The following is a 23,980-nucleotide window of genomic DNA, read 5'->3' as shown; positions in this document are numbered from 1 at the left end:
GACACATATCAGAAAGCTTCTGATTGCTGTTTGCAGGGCAGCCCCGTTTATTGAAAGGAAGGGTTAAATTATGAGAAGATACTTAACCTCTGTAGTAATGATGGGAATGTTGTTCCTCGTATTCACCAAATCTAATTCTGATATAATTCCATGCAAGGTGCAGTACAGGTGCCAGGCAGGCAACCAGAAGAACAATAGTTACCAGACTGATATCATAGGTGCTTTTGTAAACAAAGCCTGCATAGAGAATTACAAAAAATGCTACACAAAGATTTAAAATAGGAATTAATTTATCTTTCATAATGGCACCTCCTGACAAATATATTGTTTTGACTTTTTTCTTATTATACAACAATAGTCAGAAAATTACAAGGCAAAAGGAATAAAATTATTTTATTTACTGTGCTCGTTGTTATGTTTCTGAAGAAATTTATTAATACGCTCTACAGGATTTAAAAGCTTGCTGATAGAACCGTCATGATTCAGGGTATCAATAATAAGAGCAATGTATTTGCTCATGTCACAGTTGACATAATATGGTTTCTGAAGAAGTTCTTCTGTCTGATATACCAGGTTGGTAGTGAGCAAACGGTCAAAGACACCGCTTTCGTAGGCTTTGTCAAAACGCTCCAGACCATTGGTAAACAGCCCAAAAGTAGAGCACATAAAGATTTTACCGGCGCCCTTTTCCTTCAGGAGTGCCGCAACCTCTAACATACTGTCCCCGGAAGAAATCATATCGTCAATAATAATCATATCTTTGCCGGAAACGTCAGCGCCTAAGAATTCATGGGCAACAATGGGGTTTCTTCCGTCTACAATGGTAGAGTAGTCACGGCGTTTGTAAAACATACCCATGTCTACACCCAGAACGTTTGCAAGGTAAATGGCACGTCCGGTACCGCCTGCATCCGGACTGATAATCATTAAATGGTCACTGTCCACCTGTAAATCCGGTTCTGCGCGGAACAGACCCTTGATAAACTGATAAGCAGGCTGAACAGTTTCAAATCCGTGAAGCGGGATTGCATTTTGCACACGGGGATCATGGGCATCAAAAGTAATGATATTGTCCACACCCATGTCTGTAAGTTCCTGTAAAGCCAATGCACAGTCTAAAGATTCTCTGCCGGTTCTTTTGTGCTGGCGGCTTTCATAGAGAAATGGCATAATGACATTTACTCTGCGGGCTTTACCTCCTACAGCGGCAATGATTCTCTTTAAATCCTGAAAATGGTCATCAGGGGACATGTGGTTTTCTTCCCCACACAGAGAGTAGGTAAGGGAATAGTTGCATACATCGACCATAAGGTACAGGTCATCACCGCGGACAGATTCCTCTAACAGTCCTTTTGCTTCTCCGGATCCAAAGCGGGGAGCCTTGGCGCTGATGAGATAGGAATCTCTTTCATAACCTTCAAAGGTCAGATTGTTCTTTTCCTGATGATCCCGATCCTTGCGCCATTTTACGATATAATCGTTTACTTTGTTTCCCAGTTTTTCACAGCTTTTTAGCGGGATAATACCCAGGCGTCCTACGGGAAGGGAATCTAAAGGTGTTGCAGTTTTTGATGACATGTTCATTTTCCTCCTAAAAGTCTTTTTTGGATTCGTATATCATTTCCCACTAGCTTCAGCATGGTGTAATTGCTGGTGACTCTGGAAAAGGTCCTCTCGGAATAAGTTTCCATAAAGTCTGCCAGAGTCAGGTTTGTGGAGATGATCGTGGATTTTTTGTTCATAATTCGCTCATTGATGCAGCAGAATAGCTGGGAAGAAACAAAGCTGTTGGTCAGTTCTGTACCTAAATCATCAATAATGAGCAAATCACAGTCGTAAACAAAGGCTGCCATATCTGCGGACTCCGTGTCTTTTTCAAAAGCATTTTTGGACAGTAAATCAAATAAATCAAAAGAAGTAAAATATAGCACAAAGAAGGACCTGTCCAGTAATTCTTTGGCAATACAGTGTGTGAGATAGGTTTTTCCCACTCCGGTTTCTCCGTAGATTAACAGATTTCCCGGTTCCTCCTGAAAGTGTTCGATGAAATCCCAGGCTTTGTCGTAGGCATTCTGGGCAGACTCCAGTGAAGTGATGCCAGTAGAGGGGTCTGTAAGTTCAGGAGAGTAATAATCAAAGGAAAAGGCGGCAAAGTTTTCCGTATCCAGTATATCCCGGATATTGGACTGGGTATACAGCAAATCTACTGCCGCTTTCCGGAAACAAGAGCATTTTTCGTTTCCGATATATCCGGTATCCTTACAAAGAGGACAGTCATAATGCAGATCCAGATAGTCAGAAGGATATCCGTTTGTTCGCAGAAGCTCTGCTTTTTCCCTGGAGAGCTTCTGTATTTTTTCAGACAGGTCAAAGTCCTCTCCTTTTTGGGCGCCTAAAAGCAGACGCGCCTTTAAAAGCCCAAGTCCGGCGATTTCCCGGCGGATTTCTCCAAGGCGTGGAATCCGGGCTTCTGCCTGTCTAATCCGCTCGTCCTGCTGATGCTTGTGCAGAAGCTGTTTTTGATTGTAGTTACGCATAAGCGCATCGTATTGAAAATTTTTCAGTGACACAGTGAAATCTCCTTACCTGGTGACCTATTTTCCCAGAAGCTGGGTTTCCAGTTCTGCCATGTTGTTGTAATTTCTCTGATGAAAATTGTTGAATCTGTTTTTTGAAGCGGGAGCTTTTTGTTTTGGCGTAGCCTCTTTGACCTTTGCAGCCTTTTTTTGGTGGAAGTTCAAATCCAGAGAGTCGATATCAGAAAGATGATGTACCCCTTGTTTGAACCAGCTTTCCAGAATACTGTCTGCATAGGAAAAGCTGGCTTTTCCTGTTGCCAGAACCGTGCGGCTGCATGCCTCGGAAATAATTTCCAAAGTGAAACCGTATTGATTCAGCCAGAGGTTCATGTATTGGATTTCTTTGTCCAGAGGATTGCGATTTTTAATACCGAAAGCCCTTAATATTGTAAAATAGTTCCGATTATAAAGGTTGGTTTCCTCCTTTGCCTGGGTCACTGTGGTGATACCCTGTTCCGCCCAGGCAAGTCCTACCTTCTTTATGTAAGCCATGCTGGAGCTTCCTTTGGATACGCAGTATTCCAGAAGGTATTCCATCAGGTCTGCGTTCAGATGTACCTCGTCATAAAGATATAAGAGGGTTTCCATATCTGTAGCAGAAAGGGTTTTTCCAAGATACTGCTCTGCAATAAAAAGAATTTGCCGTACCTCGTCCCTGTTTTTTAAATCCTGCTTTTTATCAGGAGTCAATGCAGGCTGCGCTGACGACAAAGAGAGTTCTGTCTTTTGTACAGGCTGCTGCTGCGGTTCTTTTGCGTCTGCAGAGGAAACAGCGGACACAGCACATTCCAAAGAAGAGTCAGCGCCCGGCAAAAGGGGGGCAAAGGAAACCCCGGTAAGTGTTCCAAGGCTGTTCAGAGAAAGTTTCAAAACACCTGCCTTTTCCCAGTAGCGCAGGGCTCTTTGCACATCAGTTTCTGTACAGTTTAAGGCATCTGCCACAGAAGCAAAATTCAGCGTATGTTTCCCGCAGGAAGCATGTCGCAGAAGATAGAGATAGATTTTTACAAATTCGCCGTTAGCTGAAGGCATATAGTAATCCAGAAAGGTATTGGATATAAACGTATACGCTCCTGGAAAAGGGGGGTAAATTTCAAACTGTCCCATATCGAATTTCCTTTACATTCAGAATTTTGTTCATAATGAATCAGTTTCAGTATAGCACACAATTTTTAAAAAGAGAATAAGGTTTTTTTGAAACAGCAAAAAAGCAAGAATTTTGAAAATGTGTGTGGGAAATGTGGATAATGTGGATAAAAAGGTGGACTATTTTTTATGGGAAACCTAAAAATGTCGAAAATAGGGGGATTTTCGTGTGTTTTTTAGAGGGGGAGTGTCGGATTATGTCAACTTTGAAATGCACAAAAAAATCCACATGTCTGTGGGAAAAGACATGTGGAAGAAAATGTGGATAATGTGGATAACTTTACATACCAAGGAGGTTTTCGCCGATTTTATACACATCTCCGGCTCCCATAGTTATCAACACATCTCCGTGGATACAATTTTTTAATAAAAATTCTTCAATCTCATCAAAGGTGGAAAAATAATAAGCGTTTACACCTTTTTGAGCAATTAAATCCCGCAAATCTCTGGAGGAAATTCCCAGAGTGTCGGTTTCTCTTGCAGCATAAATGTCAGCCAGTACAACCTTATCGGCAAGAGAGAGCGCTTCGGCAAATTCCGGCAGGAGAGCTTTGGTGCGGGTGTAGGTGTGAGGTTGGAACACGCACCAGGTGGTGTTGTGTGGATATTTGGCAGCCGTTCTGAGGGTGGCGGCAATTTCTGTGGGGTGATGTGCGTAGTCATCAATCACGGTTACGCCGGCAACCTTTCCTTTATACTGAAAACGGCGGTTTGTGCCTGTAAAGTGCAGCAGTCCCTTTTGAATGGTTTCCGTTTCAATGCCGACCTTCAGTCCCAGGGCAATGGCAGAGAGCGCATTGGAAACATTGTGTACGCCCGGTACCGCAAGGGTAAAATGTCCGATAAGTTTGCCGTCTTTTGTGCAGTCAAAGGACGGGTGTGCAAATTCATCAAAGACAATATTTTCTGCCTTGTACTGTGCGTCCTTTTCCAATCCGTAGGTAATGATTTCACATGGCAGGTCTTTGGTAATTTCTTCAAAATTTGGAATATCGCCATTTATAATCAGGGTACCGTCAGCAGGCAGCTTTTGTGCAAACAGGCGGAAGGAATGACGGATATCATCAAGGTCCTTGAAAAAGTCCAGGTGGTCGGCATCGATATTTAAAATAATGCTGATTTTCGGGAAAAAGCTTAAAAAGCTGTTGGTGTATTCACATGCCTCTGTAATAAAGGTTTCGGATTCTCCTACCCGGATATTTCCTCCAATGGCAGGCAGAATACCGCCTACGGAAATGGTAGGGTCCGTGTCTGCTTCCAGAAGGACGTGAGAAATCATAGAGGTTGTGGTTGTTTTACCATGAGTACCGGAAACTGCAATGGGCAGTTCGTAATTTTTCATAATCTGTCCCAGCAGGTCTGCACGGGTAAGCATAGGGATATTTTTTTCCCTGGCCTGAGCAAACTCCGGATTGTCCGGGTGAATGGCAGCGGTGTAGACAACTAAATCGATGTCCTCTTTAATATTAGAAGCTCTCTGGCCAATATAAATTTTGGCGCCTTTTTCTTCCAGATGCTTTGTCAGGGCAGATTCTTTGGAATCAGAGCCGGAAACAGGGAAGTTTTCGCCTAAAAGTATTTCTGCCAGGCCGCTCATGCTGATGCCGCCGATACCGATAAAATGAATATGAATTGGTTTATGAAAATCAATCTGATACATAATACAGAATCCCTTCTTTTCTATTTGATATTGTTATAATAAATTATACCCATTTTTCCCCTGGTTGGAAACCCTTTTCTTTTTTATGGTTAAAAGCAGGTAAAATGTAACAAAAAGAAGGAAAATGTCGAAAAAAAATTGTTAAAAATGTTCACTTTTATGAGGCGATATGTTATAATAAAAAAACCATAGAATATACAAGAGGTGATTGCATGATAAAGAAAGAGATGATTGCCATGTTGCTGGCAGGCGGACAGGGCAGCCGCTTAGGTGTTTTGACTGCAAAGGTAGCAAAACCCGCAGTAACATTTGGTGGAAAGTACAGAATTATAGATTTTCCACTCAGTAATTGCATTAATTCAGGAGTGGATACCGTAGGTGTGCTGACACAGTATCAGCCTTTGCGTCTGAATACCCATATCGGAATTGGTATTCCCTGGGATTTGGATAGAAATGTAGGAGGGGTTTCTATTCTTCCTCCGTATGAAAAAAAGACAAATACAGAGTGGTACACAGGTACTGCAAATGCCATTTATCAGAACCTGGCATATATGGAAAACTTTAATCCGGATTATGTGTTGATTCTGGGCGGCGACCATATTTACAAAATGGATTATGAGGTTATGCTGGATTTCCATAAGGCAAATAAGGCAGATGTTACAGTAGCATGTATGCCGGTACCGTGGGAAGAGGCATCACGCTTCGGCTTGGCGATTACAGATGAAACAGGAAGAATTACAGAATTTGAGGAGAAACCTGCAGAGCCTAAGAGCAACCTGGCTTCCATGGGTATTTATATTTTCAGTTGGCCGGTATTAAAAGAAGCTCTGATCGCTTTAAAAGACCAGTCTGGCTGCGATTTTGGAAAGCATATTCTTCCTTACTGTAAGGAAAAAGGACAGAGACTCTTTGCCTATGAGTATAATGGTTACTGGAAAGACGTGGGAACTCTTGGATCTTACTGGGAAGCAAATATGGAGCTGATTGATATTATTCCTGAATTTAATCTGTATGAGGAATTCTGGAAAATTTATACAAAGGGCGATATTATTCCGCCACAGTATATTGCAGCAAATGCAGTTGTGGAAAGAAGTATTATTGGAGAGGGAACAGAAATTTACGGAGAGGTACATAATTCGGTTATCGGTGCAGGTGTTACCGTGAAAAAAGGCGCTGTGATCCGGGACTCCATTATTATGAAGCAGACCGTTATCGGGGAAAATGATGTGATTGACAAAGCGATTATCGCAGAAAATGTTACGGTTGGTGATAATGTTGTTATGGGCATCGGAGAAGAGGTACCCAATAAGGTGAAACCGGCAGTTTATTCTTTTGGTCTGGTAACAGTAGGGGAAAATACAGTGATTCCTTCCAATGTACAGATTGGAAAGAATACAGCAATTGTAGGAATTACGACTGCAGAGGACTACCCGGACGGTATTCTTGAGAGCGGAGAGATTTTGAATAAGGAAGGTGAGATGGAATGAGAGCAATAGGTATTATTCTTGCCGGCGGCAATAATCACAGAATGAAAGAATTATCACAGAAGAGAGCCATTGCAGCAATGCCTGTTGCGGGCAGTTACCGCAGCATTGATTTTGCTCTCAGCAATATGTCAAACTCCCATATTCAAAAGGTGGCAGTGCTGACTCAGTATAATGCAAGGTCATTAAACGAACATCTCAGTTCCTCTAAATGGTGGGATTTCGGAAGAAAGCAGGGAGGACTTTACACTTTCACACCAACCATTACACCGGACAATAGCTTCTGGTATCAGGGAACAGCAGATGCCATTTATCAGAATCTGGAATTTTTGAAAAACAGCCATGAACCCTATGTTGTTATCGCATCAGGCGACTGTGTATACAAGCTGGATTATAACAAAGTACTGGAATATCACATTGCAAAAAGAGCAGATATTACAGTGGTCTGCACAGATGTACACGGAGAAGATGCTACAAGATTCGGCTGTCTGAAAATGAATGAGGACTGCAGAATTGAGGAATTTGATGAAAAGCCTATGGTTGCACAGTCCAATACGATTTCAGCAGGTATTTATGTCATCAGAAGAAGACAGTTGATTGAGCTGATTGAGAAATGCGGTCAGGAAGGCAGACACGATTTTGTAAGAGATATTTTGATTCGCTACAAAAACCTGAAGAGAATTTACGGATACAAAATTAATACATACTGGAGTAATATTTCTACAGTAGAGTCTTATTATCAGACAAATATGGATTTCCTGAAACCGGAAATCAGAGATTATTTCTTCCGACAGTATCCGGGAGTACAGTCTAAGATTGATGATTTGCCTCCTGCAAAATACAACCCGGGAGCATCTGTGAAAAACAGTTTGATTTCCAGCGGCTGTATTATCAACGGGCAGGTGGAGAATTCCGTATTGTTTAAAAAGGTTTTTGTGGGCAATAACTGCGTTATTAAAAACTCCATTATTTTAAATGATGTATACCTTGGAGATAATACCCATATTGAAAACTGTATTGTAGAGAGCCGGGGAACAATCCGTGCAAATTCTTACTACAGCGCAGAAGAAGGAATCAGGGTAGTTATTGAAAAGAACGAACGTTATGTTCTTTAAAAGAAATATTTTTTAAAAGACAGAAAGCACGACTGCATAAGCGGCTAGGAAAGGGGAAGGTTGTATGAACATTACAGATGTAAGAATCAGACGCGTAGCAAAGGAAGGCAAAATGAAAGCAGTGGTATCCATTACCATTGACGAGGAATTCGTAGTACATGATATTAAGGTGATTGAAGGCGAAAAAGGGCTGTTCATTGCTATGCCAAGCCGCAAGGCAACAGACGGGGAATATCGGGATATTGCACACCCCATTAATTCTGCAACCCGTGAAAGAATACAGAATATTATTCTGGAAAAATATGAGCAGGTACTGGCAGAAGAGCCATTGGAAGACCTGGAAGAATAAGGGGAAAATAAACGTATAAAAAATAAGAGAAGAAAAGGGGCTGCCAACGAAAGGGCAGCCTCTTTTTGGCTGTGTTTGGGAAAAAGGCAGTTCCTGAGTTGGGAACTAACGTTCTGAACGCTGAAAATCTTTGGAGTTTATGTTTGTCAGTCGGGCTTTGTCCCTGTCGTCTGGTTTGGCTCAGTACATTTGCCGCCAGCCGGAGGGATATTTGTTTTTCAGGGTGTTTCCCACGGCTTTGCCCCAGCCTAAGGGGAAGCCGTCCGTACAGACAAGCTGCCATCCATTTTTCTTTGGAATTTCTTCCTCTGTAAGCAGTAGGGTTTCTCCTTTCAGATACCGGGAAATACGCTCGTCAGAGGCGGACAGATTCAGAGTATGGGCATAGTCCTCACTGGAAAGAGCCATGGCAAAAGGCTGAGAAGGCTCAAAGCGGTTTTTCTTTAATTCTCCAAGAAAAAGTCCGTTTCTCAGGAATTTGATTCCCTTTAAGTTGCTGGTGTCCTTGTCCGATAGATAGTAAACATTGCTGCCACGAACTTCTATGTGCTGAAAATCATAGGAAGTCAGAACATTTTGGAAGAAATTTTCTAAAAGCTTTTGGGAAGTCTTGTCCAGTTTGGTTTTGGGAAGCTCCTGAGAGGGCGAAAGATTTCCTTGTTTTTCCATAAGCGCCAGGAAATGTCCCTCTCCTTCCATACGGTGGGGGAATATGCGGACACATTTTTTCAGTTGTTCATTATGGTTTCCAAGCGCGGGATTCCCGGAAGCAAAGCCATCATATGGGGCAATGTCCAAAAGACGCATTTGTGGGAAGTTTTCCAGGACAAAGGAAATCAACCCTTCATTTTCCACTGAAGAAAAGGTACAGGTGGAATACAGCAGTTTTCCTCCGGGCTTCAGCATGGAAATGGCATTGGCAATAATATCCTTCTGGATTTTGCCAAAGTACTCTGGTCGGGTTTCGTCCCAGGTTTTGGCAACGTTCGGATCTTTTCGGAACATACCTTCTCCGGAACAGGGGGCGTCTACTAAAATTTTGTCAAAGAATTCCGGAAAGTATCCGGCAAGACGTCCGGGTGTTTCGTTTGTAACCATGGAGTTTCGGATTCCGAAAAGTTCCAGATTGCGAAGAAGCGCTTTTGCACGGGAATTGCTGATGTCATTGGCGACCAGGAAGCCTTTCCCCTGCAGCTTTGCCCCCAGAGCGGTTGCTTTTCCTCCCGGTGCGGCGCACAGATCCAGAACATATTCACCCGGTAGAATTTCCAGGCGGTCTGCCGGCGTCATGGCGCTTGGCTCCTGGAGATAATAAAGTCCGGCGGCATAATAAGGGTGTCTGGAAGGTCTTTCGTCTTCCCGGTAGAAAAATCCGCCGGATACCCAGGGAATGGGGGTCAGGGAAAAAGGAGAGATTTCCAGAAATTTTTCTACGGAAATTTTGTTTGTATTGACTCGAAGACCAAACTTGCGGGGAACTTCATAGCTTTTTAAAAAAGCGGGATATTCCTCCTGAAGCATTTCTTTCATGCGGGACAAAAATAATTGCGGCAGTTGTTCCATATATCATAATCCTTTCTGTATTCTAAAAATCTGATTTAAAATTCAATCCTTGTTTTCTCTATTCTAATCGCAATCCTGAAATTCGTCAAAGGATTCTGCTTTTTTCTGAGAAAGGCCGGAGGAAAAAATTTCGTGAAGAAGATAAGCTACTGTATCATTGGGAGCATTTTTCCAGAAATTATCCAGCCAGCGTCCTGTTTCCAGAAGCATATCGGGAATATGCTCATCTTTGTTTTTGCATTTCTGGTAGACTGCCTCAATGTCATCTATGAATTTATACGCATGCATGTCCCAGATAAATTTGTGCAGAGCTGTAAGCTCCAGATAATCTGTGAGCAGACACAGACGACGGAAGTCATCAAAGGTCATCTCTGCCTTATCTAAGATTTTCTGACGGTCGGTATCCTCACAAATACTATAAAAAGTGATTTCATCTAACATTAGTCTTTTTTTAAATTTACTTAAATTTGCCATACTATCTGCTCCTGACTGTAACCTCATAGTTACTATTCGTTTTCATTATAAAGCTACTTGACAGGGAAAGCCATAGAAAAGTAAAAAAAGCAAAGGGAAAGTTTGCATAAGAAAAATATTAGAAGGTCTGTTAGAACAGAGCGGAAAACTATAGAATTTCAAGTTTGAATGGAAAATAAAAAATGCTGGAAACCTTTGATGTTCCAGCATTTTCCTGTTAATCGAAGCGACGTGATTCGAACACGCGACCTCTGCGTCCCGAACGCAGCGCTCTACCAAACTGAGCCACGCTTCGATATGTGTTCAACAAATGATATTATATATAAAAAAGAATCAGATGTCAATAAGAAAATTAAAAAAAATCAGGTTTTTTGCGAAAGAAAAGAGTGCTTCTTTCTTTGGGGTTCTAAGAAAAAAATTCTGTACATATATTTTAAGGATAAAAAGCAGGAAAGAAGATATATGTCAGGATATCGTCGATTTATAGCTTATGTATATGAATATGAAGCAGGAAAAAAAGGGGAAAGCAGGGGATTTATCAAAGTAGAGGCCAAAGACAGTGTTTGCCGTATGAATTACAAATTAAGAGGAATTTACGGACAGGAAGCAGTACCGACAAAAATTTATGCTTATGTACGGGAAAATGGAGAATGTATTGCCTTTTTGTTGGGAACTTGTGATCTGTCGGGCATGAGGGTGGAGTTTGAAACAGAGATGCCGGAAAATAACATAGGAGGGAGCGGGCATGCTCTGGGAGATTTGTGCGGATTGATTTTACAGGCAGATTCCGGTGAAGTTTACGGAAGTATCTGGGAAGAGCAGCCAGTGGCGTTGCATGAGATAAGGTTTCCAAAAGCGTGTCAGGAGAATAAGAGTAAAAAAGAGGCATTAGCATTAGAAGAAACATTAGAAGCAGAAGAAGTCAGTGGTATGCAGGCAGCAGAGGTTTTGGAACAGGCGCAGGAAGAGAAAAACGTATCAGAACAGGAAGACAGACAGATACAGGGAGTACCAGAGGAGGAAAACACAGGAGAAAGGGAGGAACAGGAACGTTTATCCAGAGAAAGGTGGGAGGAAGAGAGCGAAAAGGAGAAAATAGAGAGTGTAGGCCGGGAGCAGGAGGCGGAAAGCTTTCCGGAGAAACGTGTGGAGGATCAGAGAGAAGCAGAGGAAGTTTCGGAAACTGTAAGGTGGGAAGAGGAAAAAAACATATCTGAAGCAGGAATGGTGAGAGAAGAAAAGAGAATGCCGGATAAAGAACTGGAGAGAGAAAGAGAAATCCCCGGCGCCATTATGTCAGGGGAGGAAGAGAGGGAGTGGGAGCAGAGGGGAAAAGAACCGTTGCTGCGAGGAAAAACGTCTTTTTGTGACAACGGGATTACACAGTGCAGAAGAATTACGCCTGGAGATTTTAGATTATTAAACAGAAAAGACAGGGGGCTTCTGACAAACCGTTTTTTGCGCCATGGATTTTCCAGATACGGACATTTACTCATAGGGAAACGGGAGGAGGACGGAAAATATATTTTGGGTGTTCCGGGAATCTATGAGAGTCAGGAAGCTTTAATGGCAGGAATGTTTGGCTTTCCATATTTTAAGGAAACAGGGGGACAAAACAGTCATTCCCGGCATTTTGGATACTGGTACCGCATCATTGATAAACCAGAGGAAATTTTATGAAGATGACAGGGGCTGCTGCACAGGATTTTGCAGCAGCCATGGAAAGCAAGGTCTGATACAGAAGAAAGTTGTTTTTCACAGTTCTGAGGGGAAGATTTCTACTTGACCCGTCAGGGGAGTGCGATATATAATAATATCTGTTCGGAGATATATCGAAGTGGTCATAACGAGCCGCACTCGAAATGCGGTTGTCCGCAAGGGCGCGTGGGTTCGAATCCCACTATCTCCGTTTATAGGAAGGAAGGGTGTCGTTTTTGTGCAGGCAGGGCGGCGCTCTTTTTGTATAACACAGGGACAGTTTTCGTTCAGGAAAAGGGGCAGAAGATGACACAAGATGAAAAATTTATGAAAGAAGCCAAAAAGCAGGCAATGAAGGCTTATGCTTTAAAAGAAGTTCCCATTGGCTGTGTGATTGTTTATGAGGGGAAAATCATTGCCAGAGGATATAACCGGAGAAATACAGATAAAAATACGGTATCTCATGCAGAAATGAATGCTATCAAAAAGGCAAGCAAAAGGCTGGGAGATTGGAGACTTGAAGGGTGTACGCTTTATGTAACCCTGGAACCCTGCCAAATGTGTGCCGGAGCCATTATTCAGGCAAGAATCGACCGGGTGGTAATTGGAAGTATGAATCCAAAGGCGGGCTGTGCAGGTTCTGTGCTGAATTTGTTGGAAATGGACGGATTTAATCATAAAGCAGAGGTGACAAGGGGGGTTCTGGAAGAAGAGTGCAGCAGCATGCTTACGGGATTTTTTAAGGAATTGAGAAAAGAGAAGGCAAAAAAGAAACAGGAAGAAAAGGAGAAAGCATTATGACAAAGCAGGAATTTCAAAAACTGGTGAAACAGGATATTATAATTTTAGACGGGGCAACAGGATCTAATCTGATGAAAGCCGGAATGCCAAGAGGTGTCTGTACAGAAAAATGGATTTGTGAAAATCCCGAACCGCTTACAAAGTTACAGCGAGCATATCGGGACGCAGGTTCTCAGGTTGTATATGCACCTACTTTTTCGGCAAATGCAGTCAGTCTGGAGAATCACGGTCTGGAAAAAGAGGTGCGTGAATTAAATCTTCATCTGGTGGATATTTCCAGGAAAGCTGTGGGAGATGCCTGTCTGGTGGCTGGAGATGTTACCACTACAGGAAAGCAGGACATGCCTTATGAGCAGCTTTTAGATGCATACAAAGAACAAATTGATGTGCTTCTGGAGGCAGGGGTGGATTTGTTAGTAGCAGAAACCATGCTGGGGGTGACAGAGCCTATGGCGGTGCTGGATGCAGCAACAGGGCGAATTCCGGTGATGTGTACCCTTACCGTGGAATCAGACGGAAGCCTTTTCTTTGGCGGTAATATTTATGAAGCCGTGGAAACACTGGAGGCAATGGGGGCTGATGCTGTGGGAATAAACTGTTCCACAGGGCCGGATCAGTTGTTTTCTGTTGTGGAAAATATCAGAAAGAAAATGGAGATTCCTTTGATTGTAAAACCAAATGCAGGTATGCCGGTAATAGATGCCAGCGGCTGTCCGGTTTACTCCATGGGTGCAGAGGAGTTTGCCGGACATATGAAACGAATGACAGAAATCGGTGCAGATATTATTGGCGGATGCTGCGGAACTTCTCCGGACTATATTCGCCAGATAAGTAAGGTATTAGGAAGAGTTTAGTTTACTGCATTTTTTTGCCCTTTTTTCGCCAAAAGACCAAAAGCGCTGTAAAAAGAAAAATAAGAAAAACAATTTTGGCAGCTCGTGTATAATTTCCAAAGTACCGGGCTGCTTTTTGCCAGGAAGAGCCTGCCCAGGCGCCAAGGAAAATCAGCAAAGTATTCCATAGAAAGCTTCCCCAGGCGGTAAGCCATAAGAATCGGGGAAAGTGCATGTTTGCCATGCCTGCGGGAATGGAAATGAGACTTCGTACAATGGGGATAAAGCGGCATAAAAATACAGTATAATTGCCCTTGCTGTCAAACCAGTCCATTGCTTTTTGAATATCTTCTTTTTTTAAACGGAGCGTCTTTCCCACTTTACCGGAAATCAGGGAATCCATTTTGAAGGGAGACAGTAGTTTGCCAAAGGCGTAAAGAATCACAGCTCCGAGAAGACTTCCAATGGTAGCGGACAGAATAGTTCCGGGCAGATGCAGAGTCGTATAAGTAGTAAAAAAACCGGCAAAGGTGAGGATTACCTCAGAAGGAATTGGGGGAAAAAGGTTTTCAGCCATAATAAGAAAAGCAATTCCAAAATAGCCGTAGGTATTCATGAGCTGCAGTATCCAGTCATTCATAGAAAAAAAATAACCTCTGTTTTTTTCAGTTTATGCGTTCATAAATGGAAATATAAGCAGGATTCTCTGCATCAGAAATGTTTTTTACCGTGCGCCGCCCTTCGAAGCTCTCTCATAAACGTTACCTCTACAGTTAACTCGGCCCAGGCACCCTCACGGCACACAGAAGGTTCTGCTTAGTGCTGCTGCATTCCTGCCCTGACACGGTTCACAGATTCCTGTTGCGTAAGACCCAAACGTCAACGCCACTTATAGAGGGCAGCTTTACAAAAAGAAGCTCCTCGGTTTGGCAACACCCCTGCTGTAGCGGATTGCAGGTACAGGGCACCGCTATCTCCCCGGCTGCACGGTAGTTTAAAGTATAACGGTTTTTTGAGAATTTGTCAACAAATATGTGCTTGTATCTGGGGAAGAGCAGAGGTATAATAGTATCCTGTAGCAAAGTGTCACAGCAATAAAGGAGTTTTATATGGAAGAAAAAAAACGCTTTTTTTCAAATGCAGATTTGCGGAAGCTGATTGTGCCTTTGATTATAGACCAGTTTTTGCAGGCTTTTGTAGGGCTGGCAGATTCCATTATGGTAGCCAGTGTAGGAGAGGCTGCTGTATCCGGCGTTTCTCTGATTGATACCGTTATGGTGCTGATTTTAAATATTTTTACTGCACTGGCGACCGGAGGTGCCGTGATTGCAGGACAGCTTCTGGGGAAAAAGAGAGAAGAAATGGCATGCAAGGCAACGAATCAGCTTTTGTCCTTTACCTTAAAAGCCTCTCTGGCAGTTATGATGGTATGTTATCTGGGGCGATATTTTATTACTCATGTAGTATTTGGTAAAATTGATGCAGATGTGCTGTATAACTGCAATGTGTATTTGCTGATTGTATTTGCCTCTATTCCCATGACTGCGCTGTATAATGCAGGCGCGTCGATTTTCAGGGCAATGGGAAATTCAGCCGTGGCTATGAAAATATCACTTTTGATGAATGCCATTAATTTGTGTGGAAATGCTATTTTAATCTTTGGATTTCACAGGGGGTGTAGAGGGAGTTGCCATTCCAACCCTGGTATCCAGAATCGTGGCATGCGTGGTCATGCTGAGCCTTTTGAATAATCAGAAGCATGTACTGCATATTTATCACCCATTTTCTTTTAAGACAGACAGAAATCTTTTGAAAAAAATTCTCTATATCGGGATTCCCAATGGACTGGAAAACAGCATGTTCCAGTTAGGGAAAATTTTGGTTCTCAGCATTGTAACAGGATTCGGAACCGCGTCTATCGCGGCAAATGCAGTTTCCAACAATGTGGCAACCTTTGCAGTGCTTCCGGGTATGTCCATTGGCTTTGTCATGCTGACGGTAACTGCCCAGTGCGTGGGTGCAGGAGATTTTGAACAGGTGCATTATTATACAAAAAAACTGATGAAAACAGCGTATGCAGCCCTGTTTATCATGAATATTTTAGTAGTGCTTGCCATTCCGTTTATTATTAAAATTTACGGATTGTCTGCAGAGGCAAGTGAATATGCTTACAGGATTTTGATTTATCATTCTGCCTGTGTTGTAACCATGTGGCCGCTGTCCTTTTCTCTTCCCAATACCTTAAGAGCAGCAGCAGATGTAAAATATGCCATGGTACTGTCTATTATTTCCATGTGGGTTTTCCGAATCGGATTCAGTATTGTCCTGGGTGTATATCTGCATATGGGGGTGTTTGGTGTATGGGTGGCAATGACCATAGACTGGCTGTTCCGTTCTATATGCTTTACCATTCGTTATATAAGAGGAAAATGGAAACATGCGTCGCTGGTTTAATGAGGATATGAAAATGAGCAAAAGAGGATTTAAAGAACCGTCTGTTCCGAAAACACTTTTTCCTGTACATGACGGGCTGGCTTTGCTTCAGGAAGCAAAGGCTCAAGAAACGGAAATCGTAAGACGGGAAATAAGCGGAATTTATCTGACAAGATTTGATGGCAGCGGTTTATCTTTTCAGCAGACTGTATTTCAGAACTGCAGGTTTATGGGCTGTAATTTTAATGAAACCTTCTTCAAAGATGTAAAATTTATAAACTGTGATTTTTATCAGTCCGGATTCAGTGATGCGGGGTTTAAAAACTGTGCCTTTCTATCCTGTAAAGGAGATGGCGCAGATTTCTATGGAAGCAGCATGTACCATGTGTCTTTTCAGGACTGCGTTATGAAGGAAGCGCTGTTTGACGCAGGAAAAATGAGTTACGTCAAAGGCAGTCATACAGATTTTTCAAAATCCGGCTTCAGTAAATGCAAAATGTCAAATATGGATTGGAACAGGGTTTCTTTCCGGGAAGCAAATTTCTTTAAAACGGTACTGAAGGGAATTGACTTTACTACCTGTGGGATTGAGGGAATTGTCCTTTCAGAGGGAAAAGGAGAACTGGAAGGAATGGTTGTGAATACTCTTCAGGCACTGGATTTCGCCAAAAGTCTGGGAATTGTAATTCAATCAGAAAAATCTGAAAAAGGGTAAGAGAAGATATTGACAAATTCTTTCATTTCACATAAAATAACAGAAACCTGAGTTGTTTACGAAAAAGAAAAAAACGGAACAGGCAGCAGTAATACTGTATGCCGGGTCGCAATGTGCGGCAGCAGATGAGAAAAAACATCTGTGGGACAAGGAAGTGATTGTCTTACAGGTGTTTTTACTTTTGTAGGGCTGTTTTATGTAGCGGCTTTATAGAGAATTTTCGATTTTTCGGGAAATTGAAACAACAGGAAAATCAGAAAGGAAAGCGTGTATGGGAAAGCAAAAAGAAGCAGTTACTTTAGAAGAGCAAAACAAAAATACAGCCATGAGAGTGTCTGTAGTAAGCATTGTCTGGAATGTGGTGTTGTCCCTGTTTAAACTGATAGCCGGCATTGTGGGACATTCCGGAGCCATGATTTCAGATGCAGTACATTCTGCCTCAGATGTGTTCAGTACCTTTGTGGTGATTTTGGGAGTGAATATTGCCAGTCGTCAGTCTGATGAAGACCACCAGTATGGGCATGACCGACTGGAGTGTGTGGCAGCAATTATTTTGGCGGTGGTATTATTTGCTACAGGCATTGGCATTGGAATCGGCGGTGTGAATAAGATTCTCGGAAGGGATTTTGGAAATACGGAAATTCCAGGTATGATTGCTCTGGCAGCAGCCGTGGTATCCATTGGCGTAAAAGAGGCGATGTTCTGGTACACAAGGGCAGCGGCAAAAAAGATAAACTCCGGTGCTTTAATGGCAGATGCCTGGCATCACCGTTCCGATGCTCTGTCATCAGTTGGCGCTTTCGTGGGTATCCTGGGAGCGCGAATGGGCTTCCCGGTTTTGGACCCATTGGCCAGTGTGGTTATCTGTATTTTTATTGCAAAGGCTGCGTATGATATTTTTAAAGATGCCATTGATAAAATGGTGGATAAGTCCTGTGACGAGGAAACAGAACGGGCCATGCGGGAAGTGATTTTGAAGCAGGCAGGGGTGCAGAGGGTAGATATGCTGCACACAAGACTGTTTGGTGCCAGAATTTATGTAGATATCGAAATTTCAGCAGATGGGGAAATGACATTGCGGGAAGGTCATGAGATTGCCCAGGAGGTTCACGATAGGATAGAGGAAGAATTTCCACTGGTGAAGCACTGTATGGTACATGTAAATCCTGTTTAAGGAAGTTCTGGAAGGAATTTATGAAAATTTGGCAGTTTTCACAAGCATTTTGCTCTTGTAAATTCGAGGGCAATAATCTATAATTATTTCTATATATTTTCTGTTAGAAAACTATTTATTATAAAGAACAGGAGGAAACTTTCTTGAAGAGAGAAACCGTTATTGTACTTGATTTCGGAGGACAGTATAATCAGTTGATTGCAAGACGTGTGCGCGAATGTAACGTGTACTGCGAAATCTATTCTTATAAAACAGATATTGAAAAAATCAAAGCTATTAATCCAAAAGGAATTATTTTTACAGGTGGACCAAACAGTGTTTATCTGGAAGATTCTCCAACCTACACAAAGGAAATTTTTGAACTGGGTGTTCCGATTCTTGGTATTTGCTACGGTTCTCAGCTTATGATGCACCTGTTGGGTGGGAAGGTAGAGAAAGCTCCGGTCAGAGAGTATGGAAAGATTGAGGTAAACGTGAATCAGAATTCCAAGCTTTTTGAGAATGTGTCTGAAAAGACAATCTGCTGGATGAGCCATAATGACTACATTTCCCAGGCAGCGCCGGGCTTTGAAATCAGCGCTTACACTTCAGACTGTCCGGTGGCAGCAGTGGAAAACGCGGAGAAGGGTCTGTATGCAACACAGTTCCACCCAGAGGTTCTGCATACACAGGAAGGAAAGAAAATGCTTTCCAACTTTGTTTATAATGTATGCCAGTGTTCCGGTGACTGGAAAATGGATTCCTTTTGTGGAAGAATCTATCAAGGCAATTCGCGAAAAAGTAGGCGACGGAAAGGTGCTTTGTGCTCTGTCCGGCGGTGTGGATTCTTCTGTAGCAGCCGTTATGCTGTCAAAGGCAGTAGGAAATCAGCTTACCTGCGTGTTTGTTGATCATGGTCTTCTTCGCAAAAATGAAGGCGATGAGGTTGAGGCGGTCTTCGGACCGGAAGGCCATTATGACCTGAACTTTATTCGTGTCAATGCCCAGGAACGTTTTTATGAGAAATTAAAAGGCGTGGAAGAACCGGAGAGAAAACGTAAAATCATTGGTGAAGAGTTTATCCGCGTTTTTGAGGAAGAGGCAAAGAAAATCGGCGCTGTGGACTTCCTGGTACAGGGAACTATTTATCCGGACGTTGTGGAAAGCGGTGTAGGCGGGGAGTCTACAGTTATCAAATCTCACCACAATGTAGGCGGTCTGCCGGATTACGTTGATTTTAAGGAGATTATTGAGCCATTGCGTGATTTGTTTAAGGACGAGGTGCGTAAGGCGGGACTGGAGCTGGGGATTCCGGAATATCTGGTATTCAGACAGCCATTCCCGGGACCGGGACTTGGTATCCGTATTATCGGGGAAGTTACTGCTGAGAAGGTTAAGATGGTTCAGGAAGCGGATGCTATCTGGAGAGAAGAGATTGCAAAGGCCGGTATCGACAGAGAAATCGGACAGTACTTTGCAGCATTGACAAATATGCGTTCTGTAGGAGTTATGGGCGATGAGAGAACCTATGACTATGCAATCGCGCTGAGAGCAGTGACAACTACGGACTTTATGACCGCTGAAAGTGCGGAGATTCCGTGGGAGGTTATTGGGAAGACAACCAGCAGGATTGTGAATGAAGTGAAGCATATTAATCGAGTGATGTATGATTGTACGGGGAAACCGCCGGCTACGATTGAGTTTGAATAAATCGAGTTGCTTAAAAAAGCCAGTGTTTATGCGGGTTTCAGCGATTTCGATTAGTCTTTTGATAACAAATTGATAACAGTCATAGCAAGTGCCATTATTCTTGTTATCCAGTGGTTTATGGGTAACGGAACAATTAACAGGTGGCTTGCAGACTAAAGTTCGGAGCTTGGCTCTGAACAAATTCCATATTATAAACTAAGCCCTTAGCTGTGGTTAATAACCATAGTTAAGGGCTTTTTTGTCGTTGCCAAAGCATCTGTAGGGAGCTGCCAGTGGCAGGTCCTGTAGGTGCTTATTTATCTTTCAAGTGGTCTTTGAATGCTTCCACGAGAGCGTCACTTAATTCCTGTGATGGAACTTTTGCCCAACGCTGTGTGGTGTCGAACTCTGGATAATGGTAACGCCAGTTATCGTATTCTTCTCTGTTGATTTCTTCGGAAGATAGCTTGTCTGCCTGTTCTTTCCAAGCATACAGCATTTTGAGGAGTTCATATGCTTCTCTGCCTTTGTCCTTGTTGACCTTTAAGCATACCTCTCCGTCTGCTTCACTGACAGTAAGACCGTAAATATCTTCAAGGGTAAACAGAGTGTGCATAAGACCGATATAGCTGTCTATGTCAGGAACATCAAGAGCCTGTGGAGAAACATCAAGCACCTGTGCCAATGCATTTGTAAGGTCTGCTTTCGGTTTGCGTGTACCAGTTTCGTACTGTGCCAAACGCACATCAGCACTCTTTTCTGGAAAACCGATTGCTGTACCGAGATACTTTTGTGTCATACCACGCATTAGTCTGAAAAAATGTATTCTTTCGCTGATAGCCATAATGATACGCTCCTTTTATATTTAGTGAAATAAGTATAGCAGAAATGTTTAGTGGAAGTCAAGAAAAACCGAAACAAAAATGTTTAATATTTTCTTTGCAACCACTTGACAATAGCAAATATGTTTAGTAAAATAAATTACGAATTAAACAAATATGCTTAATGCGACAACTGAATGACCGTCCGAAAAGCCAAACCGCCAAGACCTCGTCGGAGCAAGTTCCGTATCGTTCGCTTGTGTGCAAGCACAAAAGCTCATTCGCTGCACTGCTCCTCCTCTTCCCCAAAAGTCTCCGACTTTTCGGGAACCCCTATACGAGCGAGCGCCTGATGTACTGCGGTGCATTGGGACAGCACAGCGCCTGCCGACAAGCAGGAGTGCCTGTTGGAACTTTAACACGGAGAAAGCGGCAAGCAAAAAATTATTTTAAGAAAGGAAGAAAAAGGATATGGAAAACAGATTTATCCGAGCCGAAGATGTGGCTCAGGAACTAAACGTATCAAAACCTTATGCATATAAACTCATCAGACAATTAAATGAGGAATTGAAAGCAAAGGGCTTTATTACGATTGCAGGGCGTGTAAATCGCCAGTATTTTTACGAAAGGCTCTACGGAGCAGGAAAGGGGGAAATGTAAATGCCGGTATTTAAGAATGAAGATAACGGTACTTGGTATGTGATGGCAAGGTATGTGAACTGGAAAGGGGAACGCAAGCAGAAATGCAAGCGTGGCTTTGCTACCAAACGAGAAGCACAGGAATGGGAAAGAATGTTCAAATTGCAGACTTCTTCAGACCTTGATATGAGTTTTGAAGCCTTTACGGAGCTTTATATCAATGATGTGAAGAACCGTTTGAAGGAAAACACGTGGCTTACCAAAGAGCATATCATACGCACAAAGATACTTCCGTATTTCGGGAAACTGAAAATCAGCGAGATTTCCACAAAGGAGATTATTACTTGGCAGAATGAAATGCTTGCCTATCGTGATGAGAAGAAAAAGCCTTATTCACAGACGTATCTGAAAACGCTGCACAATCAGTTGTCCGCCATTTTCAATCACGCTGTCCGCTACTATGAACTGCGTTCCAATCCTGCGGCAAAGGTGGGAAATATGGGACGTGAGGAACACAAGGAAATGCTGTTCTGGACAAAGGAAGAATACAAGAAATTCTCTTTTGAGATGATGGACAAGCCTGTTTCCTTTTATGCGTTTGAAATGCTTTACTGGTGCGGTATCCGAGAGGGCGAGCTGTTAGCTTTGACTCCGGCAGATTTCAACTTTGATAAGGAAACAGTCACAATCAATAAATCCTATCAGCGTTTGAAAGGGCAGGATGTGATTACTTCTCCGAAAACGAAAAAGAGCAACCGCACGATTAAAATGCCGAAGTTTCTGTGTGAGGAAATGAAAGAATATCTCGGTATGCTTTACGGATTGAAGAAGAAAGACCGTATCTTTACGGTGACGAAAAGCTATCTTCATCACGAGATGGACAGAGGGGCAAAGGCGGCAGGCGTGAAGCGTATCCGCATTCACGATCTCCGTCACAGCCACATTTCACTCTTGATTGATATGGGCTTTTCTGCGGTGGCGATTGCTGACCGAGTTGGTCACGAAAGTATTGATATTACTTATCAGTACGCACACCTCTTTCCGTCAAAGCAGATTGAGATGGCAGAAAAATTAGATGATTTAGGGAAAGGAGATTTTGAAAATGTCAGCTAAGAACAGAGATAACAAAAATCGTTGGAGGAATATCACAGTAGGGTTTCGAGTATCGCCCGAAGAAAACGAACTCATTAACAGAGCTGTAGCTCTATCAGGATTGCCAAAACAGGAGTATTGTTACCGCCGTTGCTTAAATCAGGATGTGGTGGTACAGGGCAATCCGAGAGTGTATAAGGCGTTGAAAACGGAATTTGCCACAGTCCTTGCGGAACTGAAAAGGATTGAAGCAGGAAAAGGTGTGGATGATGAACTGCTGAGTGTAATAGAACTGATTTCCATTATTCTCGGCGGTTTGAAAGGAGAGGATGCGAATGGAGAATAAAAAAGAAATGACTATTCCAAATGTATCTGCGGCAACAGATGCGGAACAGTCACTTTCCAAATGTACTGACAATAGTATAGTCAATCAGGATACGGATTTCAAGGGGTACGAGCAATCTTTTGAAGAAATGCAAAGGGAAATACTCAGACAGTTAGACCCTTCCTATCTGAAAACAGTATCAATGACAACGCTGTATGATACGGTGTTTGAGGTTCAGACACCACTTATCGACGGTCTGCTCCAAAGGGGAACTTACCTTTTCGTAGGTTCCCCGAAAGTGGGAAAGAGCTTTATGATGGCACAGCTTGCCTATCATATCAGCACAGGCACACCGCTTTGGGAGTATAAGGTGCGTAAGGCAACGGTGCTTTATTTTGCCCTTGAAGATGATTACCCACGTTTGCAGAAGCGATTGTTTCAGATGTTCGGTGCAAAGGAGACAGGCAATCTGTATTTCGCAACGGAATGTAAAACGGTCAATGGCGGACTGGAAGAACAGATAAGAGGGTTTATGAGGGAACACCCAGACACAGGCTTGATTATCATAGACACCTTAAAGCGTGTGCGTGAAGCAGGCGGAGCAGATTACAGCTACGCAAGTGATTATGATGTTGTGGCAAGGCTGAAAGCGTTGGCAGACAGTTACAAGGTTTCAATGCTTATTGTTCATCATACACGCAAACAAAAATCGGAAGATATATTCGATATGATTTCAGGCACGAATGGTCTGATGGGTGCGGCAGACGGTGCATTTGTTCTCAGTAAGGACAAGCGTACTTCCAACAATGCCACACTTGATGTTGCTGGCAGAGACCAGCAGGATATGAAAATCCATCTTGTAAGGGACAGCGAGCGATTGGTGTGGAACTTTGCAAAATCGGAAACGGAGATGTGGAAAGAACCGCCCGAACCTCTGCTTGAGAAGATAGCGGATACGCTCTTTTCGGAAAGTGACAGATGGGAAGGAACTGCTTCGGAACTTTGCGAAAGGCTTGCGGTGGATATAAAGCCGAATGTACTTTCTTTAAGGCTCAGTATCAACGCAAGCAGGCTGTTTCGTGATTACGGTATCCGTTATCAGAACAGCCGCACACACGACGGAAGAAAGGTTTCACTTTGGAAAGAAACCGAGCAGACGGCGTGACAAACGGTGTCAAAGGTGTCAATGTTTTTGAGAGCAGCACGCTGTGAAAAACATTGTCACCATCGTCACACTTTGACACCGGATAAAGTTTAGGGGAGTGTGCAGAGAGTGCCTTTTCAAAGGCGGCTCTTTGGTCTCGCCTGCTGGCTCGGTCGGTTCGCAGGCGTGTGTGCCACCGGCACACGCTCACCCCTCGGAGAGCCTTCGGAGAACGCAAAACCTGTTTACAGGTCGCATTTTTGATGG

General features: G+C 43.0%; 21 protein-coding genes, 2 tRNA genes, 1 other RNA gene, 2 pseudogenes and 1 riboswitch. Of the genes and pseudogenes, 15 read left to right on the top strand and 11 right to left on the bottom strand.

What is annotated here, in order from left to right; translation table 11 throughout:
* Window positions 1-82 precede the first annotated feature (82 nt).
* The 5 genes from DQQ01_RS14105 to murC all read right to left on the bottom strand — a co-directional run bounded on the left by DQQ01_RS14105 (window position 83) and on the right by murC (window position 5,385).
* Entirely contained in the window at window positions 83-301 is a 219-nt protein-coding gene (locus DQQ01_RS14105; RefSeq protein ID WP_111920517.1) for an intracellular septation protein, read from the bottom strand.
* Window positions 302-393: 92 nt separating this feature from the next.
* Window positions 394-1,578: a ribose-phosphate pyrophosphokinase gene (locus tag DQQ01_RS14100; RefSeq protein ID WP_111920516.1), complete on the bottom strand. Its 1,185-nt coding sequence runs from the start codon at window positions 1,576-1,578 to the stop codon at window positions 394-396.
* A gap of 2 nt (window positions 1,579-1,580) precedes the next feature.
* Window positions 1,581-2,570 carry an ATP-binding protein gene (locus tag DQQ01_RS14095; RefSeq protein ID WP_111920515.1) on the bottom strand — a complete coding sequence of 330 codons (990 nt, stop codon included), beginning with the start codon at window positions 2,568-2,570 and terminating at the stop codon, window positions 1,581-1,583.
* Window positions 2,571-2,594: 24 nt separating this feature from the next.
* The gene (locus tag DQQ01_RS14090; RefSeq protein ID WP_111920514.1) at window positions 2,595-3,686 is read right to left on the bottom strand and encodes a DnaD domain protein; all 1,092 of its coding nucleotides are present in this window, start codon (window positions 3,684-3,686) and stop codon (window positions 2,595-2,597) included.
* A gap of 319 nt (window positions 3,687-4,005) precedes the next feature.
* Window positions 4,006-5,385 carry a UDP-N-acetylmuramate--L-alanine ligase gene (murC, locus tag DQQ01_RS14085; protein ID WP_111920513.1) on the bottom strand — a complete coding sequence of 460 codons (1,380 nt, stop codon included), beginning with the start codon at window positions 5,383-5,385 and terminating at the stop codon, window positions 4,006-4,008.
* A gap of 212 nt (window positions 5,386-5,597) precedes the next feature.
* Between murC and DQQ01_RS14080 the strand changes: the two genes are divergently transcribed.
* The 3 genes from DQQ01_RS14080 (at window position 5,598) to spoVG (ending at window position 8,333) form a co-directional block, all read left to right on the top strand.
* Complete coding sequence (locus tag DQQ01_RS14080; RefSeq protein ID WP_111920512.1) at window positions 5,598-6,872, top strand: glucose-1-phosphate adenylyltransferase; 1,275 nt, start codon at window positions 5,598-5,600, stop codon at window positions 6,870-6,872.
* Entirely contained in the window at window positions 6,869-7,984 is a 1,116-nt protein-coding gene (gene glgD / locus DQQ01_RS14075; protein ID WP_111920511.1) for a glucose-1-phosphate adenylyltransferase subunit GlgD, read from the top strand. The genes DQQ01_RS14080 and glgD overlap by 4 nt, the downstream gene beginning before the upstream one ends.
* A 64-nt stretch (window positions 7,985-8,048) precedes the next feature.
* The gene (gene spoVG / locus DQQ01_RS14070) at window positions 8,049-8,333 is read left to right on the top strand and encodes a septation regulator SpoVG (protein WP_111920510.1); all 285 of its coding nucleotides are present in this window, start codon (window positions 8,049-8,051) and stop codon (window positions 8,331-8,333) included.
* A gap of 180 nt (window positions 8,334-8,513) precedes the next feature.
* Here the strand turns inward: spoVG and DQQ01_RS14065 are convergent, their stop codons facing one another.
* From DQQ01_RS14065 to DQQ01_RS14055, 3 genes are all read right to left on the bottom strand, one after another.
* Window positions 8,514-9,896: an RsmF rRNA methyltransferase first C-terminal domain-containing protein gene (locus tag DQQ01_RS14065; protein WP_111920509.1), complete on the bottom strand. Its 1,383-nt coding sequence runs from the start codon at window positions 9,894-9,896 to the stop codon at window positions 8,514-8,516.
* A 63-nt stretch (window positions 9,897-9,959) separates the two neighbouring features.
* A complete protein-coding gene (locus tag DQQ01_RS14060) occupies window positions 9,960-10,370 on the bottom strand; it encodes a hypothetical protein (protein WP_111920508.1) in 411 nt (136 codons plus the stop codon).
* 221 nt (window positions 10,371-10,591) lie between these two features.
* Window positions 10,592-10,665, bottom strand: a tRNA-Pro gene (locus DQQ01_RS14055).
* A gap of 167 nt (window positions 10,666-10,832) precedes the next feature.
* On the opposite strand from DQQ01_RS14055, the gene DQQ01_RS14050 reads away from it, so the two are divergent.
* The 4 genes from DQQ01_RS14050 to DQQ01_RS14035 all read left to right on the top strand — a co-directional run bounded on the left by DQQ01_RS14050 (window position 10,833) and on the right by DQQ01_RS14035 (window position 13,723).
* The gene (locus DQQ01_RS14050; protein WP_162624331.1) at window positions 10,833-12,050 is read left to right on the top strand and encodes a DUF6128 domain-containing protein; all 1,218 of its coding nucleotides are present in this window, start codon (window positions 10,833-10,835) and stop codon (window positions 12,048-12,050) included.
* Between the two features lie 143 nt (window positions 12,051-12,193).
* Window positions 12,194-12,279 (top strand) — tRNA-Ser (locus tag DQQ01_RS14045).
* A gap of 95 nt (window positions 12,280-12,374) precedes the next feature.
* Entirely contained in the window at window positions 12,375-12,869 is a 495-nt protein-coding gene (gene tadA, locus DQQ01_RS14040) for a tRNA adenosine(34) deaminase TadA (protein ID WP_111920963.1), read from the top strand.
* Window positions 12,866-13,723 carry a homocysteine S-methyltransferase family protein gene (locus tag DQQ01_RS14035; protein WP_111920506.1) on the top strand — a complete coding sequence of 286 codons (858 nt, stop codon included), beginning with the start codon at window positions 12,866-12,868 and terminating at the stop codon, window positions 13,721-13,723. Before tadA ends, DQQ01_RS14035 begins: the two co-directional genes overlap by 4 nt.
* Window position 13,724: 1 nt before the next feature.
* Here the strand turns inward: DQQ01_RS14035 and DQQ01_RS14030 are convergent, their stop codons facing one another.
* Window positions 13,725-14,342 (bottom strand): DedA family protein, encoded by a 618-nt coding sequence (locus DQQ01_RS14030; protein WP_111920505.1) that lies wholly within the window; start codon window positions 14,340-14,342, stop codon window positions 13,725-13,727.
* Between the two features lie 87 nt (window positions 14,343-14,429).
* Window positions 14,430-14,692, bottom strand: an RNA gene (gene ffs, locus DQQ01_RS14025) — signal recognition particle sRNA large type.
* Between the two features lie 119 nt (window positions 14,693-14,811).
* Here ffs and DQQ01_RS18270 point away from each other — a divergent pair.
* The 4 genes and pseudogenes from DQQ01_RS18270 (at window position 14,812) to guaA (ending at window position 19,713) form a co-directional block, all read left to right on the top strand.
* Window positions 14,812-16,156, top strand: a pseudogene (locus tag DQQ01_RS18270) (MATE family efflux transporter).
* Window positions 16,140-16,850 carry a pentapeptide repeat-containing protein gene (locus DQQ01_RS14015; protein ID WP_111920504.1) on the top strand — a complete coding sequence of 237 codons (711 nt, stop codon included), beginning with the start codon at window positions 16,140-16,142 and terminating at the stop codon, window positions 16,848-16,850. Before DQQ01_RS18270 ends, DQQ01_RS14015 begins: the two are co-directional and overlap by 17 nt.
* A 64-nt stretch (window positions 16,851-16,914) precedes the next feature.
* A riboswitch (NiCo riboswitch) is annotated at window positions 16,915-17,002 on the top strand.
* Between the two features lie 119 nt (window positions 17,003-17,121).
* Window positions 17,122-18,024, top strand: a complete 903-nt coding sequence (locus DQQ01_RS14010) for a cation diffusion facilitator family transporter (protein WP_111920503.1) — start codon at window positions 17,122-17,124, stop codon at window positions 18,022-18,024.
* A 143-nt stretch (window positions 18,025-18,167) separates the two neighbouring features.
* A pseudogene (guaA, locus tag DQQ01_RS14005) lies at window positions 18,168-19,713 on the top strand (glutamine-hydrolyzing GMP synthase).
* A gap of 292 nt (window positions 19,714-20,005) precedes the next feature.
* On the opposite strand, the gene DQQ01_RS14000 reads toward guaA, so the two are convergent.
* Window positions 20,006-20,536, bottom strand: coding sequence for a helix-turn-helix domain-containing protein (locus DQQ01_RS14000; RefSeq protein ID WP_009247529.1), 531 nt, complete (start codon window positions 20,534-20,536; stop codon window positions 20,006-20,008).
* A 448-nt stretch (window positions 20,537-20,984) separates the two neighbouring features.
* On the opposite strand from DQQ01_RS14000, the gene DQQ01_RS13995 reads away from it, so the two are divergent.
* Genes DQQ01_RS13995 through DQQ01_RS13980 form a run of 4 tightly spaced genes read left to right on the top strand, consistent with a single transcriptional unit; the run spans window position 20,985 to window position 23,734 of the window.
* Window positions 20,985-21,173: a helix-turn-helix domain-containing protein gene (locus DQQ01_RS13995; protein WP_009247528.1), complete on the top strand. Its 189-nt coding sequence runs from the start codon at window positions 20,985-20,987 to the stop codon at window positions 21,171-21,173.
* On the top strand, window positions 21,174-22,265 hold the full coding sequence (locus DQQ01_RS13990) for a site-specific integrase (RefSeq protein ID WP_009247527.1): 1,092 nt from the start codon (window positions 21,174-21,176) through the stop codon (window positions 22,263-22,265).
* Window positions 22,255-22,590 (top strand): plasmid mobilization protein, encoded by a 336-nt coding sequence (locus DQQ01_RS13985; protein WP_009247526.1) that lies wholly within the window; start codon window positions 22,255-22,257, stop codon window positions 22,588-22,590. Before DQQ01_RS13990 ends, DQQ01_RS13985 begins: the two co-directional genes overlap by 11 nt.
* The gene (locus tag DQQ01_RS13980) at window positions 22,580-23,734 is read left to right on the top strand and encodes an AAA family ATPase (RefSeq protein WP_009247525.1); all 1,155 of its coding nucleotides are present in this window, start codon (window positions 22,580-22,582) and stop codon (window positions 23,732-23,734) included. Before DQQ01_RS13985 ends, DQQ01_RS13980 begins: the two co-directional genes overlap by 11 nt.
* The last annotated feature ends 246 nt before the right edge of the window (window positions 23,735-23,980 follow it).

This window comes from Blautia argi (genome assembly GCF_003287895.1).
Classification (GTDB): Bacteria; Bacillota; Clostridia; order Lachnospirales; family Lachnospiraceae; genus Blautia; species Blautia argi.
The sequence above is the reverse complement of the archived record's forward strand: the minus strand, read 5'-3'. Positions and strand labels throughout refer to the sequence as shown.